The organism is Streptomyces sp. OfavH-34-F, from assembly GCF_022347745.1.
Taxonomy (GTDB): domain Bacteria; phylum Actinomycetota; class Actinomycetes; order Streptomycetales; family Streptomycetaceae; genus Streptomyces.
Genome location: NZ_JAKRGC010000637.1, coordinates 1 through 1,039, shown reverse-complemented (window position 1 = coordinate 1,039; position 1,039 = coordinate 1). Strand labels below are relative to the sequence as shown.

The following is a 1,039-nucleotide window of genomic DNA, read 5'->3' as shown; positions in this document are numbered from 1 at the left end:
CCGCCCTGCGCCCCGACGTGGTCCTCGCCGACGTCCGCGCCCATGCCACCCCGCTCGACGCGGCGCGCGGCGACGCCGGCTGGGCGGCCGTCGCCGGCACCGCCCGCGTCGTCCCCTGGAACCCGGAACCGGTGTGCAGCGCCCGCGCCCACGCCCGGTTCCTGGAATCGGTCGCGGACGCGCTCCAGGCGTAGGGCGAGCGTGCGTGCCCGGCCGACGGCAGTTCGACGACAGGCCCCGGGGCAGGTCCCCGTGCACTGCGGGGCGGTCGCGTGCGAGGGTGCTCGGGTGCCCGGCGCCCCGGCGTCCGGACACCCCGTCACCCGCCCCCGCACCCCGGGAGAACGCGCCCCCATGCACGACCGCCCCGACTTCCTGGTCATCGGCGAATGCGTCGCCGACATCGTCCGGCTGCCGGGCGCCCCCGACCGGGTCCACCCCGGTGGCAGCCCGGCCAACGTGGCCCACGGACTGGCCCGGCTCGGCCACGACACGACCCTGCTCACCCAGCTGGGCCCGGACGACAACGGGCGGCTGATCCGGGCCCACCTCACCGGGGGCGGGGTCGCGGTGCGCACCGACGACGCCACCGCGCCCACCCCGGCGGCCGTCGTCACCCTGGACGGCGAGGGCCGCGCCGCGTACGCCTTCGAGGTCACCTGGACCCTGGGGCCGGTCGCCCTCGACCGGCGCCCCCGCCACCTCCACACCGGATCGATCGCGGCCGTCACCGAACCGGGCGCGGCCACCGTGTCCGCCGCCGTCGAGTCGCTGCGTACGGCCGCCACCGTGAGCTACGACCCCAACGTGCGGCCCGCCCTGATGGGGGACCACGCCGCCGCCGTACGCCGGGTCGAGCGGTGCGTCGGCCTCAGCGACGTGGTCAAGGCCAGCGACGAGGACCTGGACTGGCTGTACCCCGGCCAGGACCCGGTGGAGGCCGCCGGCCGCTGGCTCGCCGCCGGCCCCGCCCTCGTCCTGGTCACCCGGGGCCGCGACGGGGCCGCCGCGCTGCTGCCCGGCGGCCGGGTGGACGCCG

At 78.8% G+C, this 1,039-nt stretch carries 1 protein-coding gene and 1 pseudogene; both read left to right on the top strand.

Features of this window, described 5'->3' with window-relative positions; all coding sequences use genetic code 11:
• A pseudogene (locus MHW47_RS35625) lies at positions 1–194 on the top strand (ABC transporter substrate-binding protein); the annotation flags it as partial.
• Between the two features lie 160 nt (positions 195–354).
• On the top strand, positions 355–1,039 hold a 685-nt coding region (locus MHW47_RS35620), incomplete at its 3' end, for a PfkB family carbohydrate kinase (protein WP_239227930.1).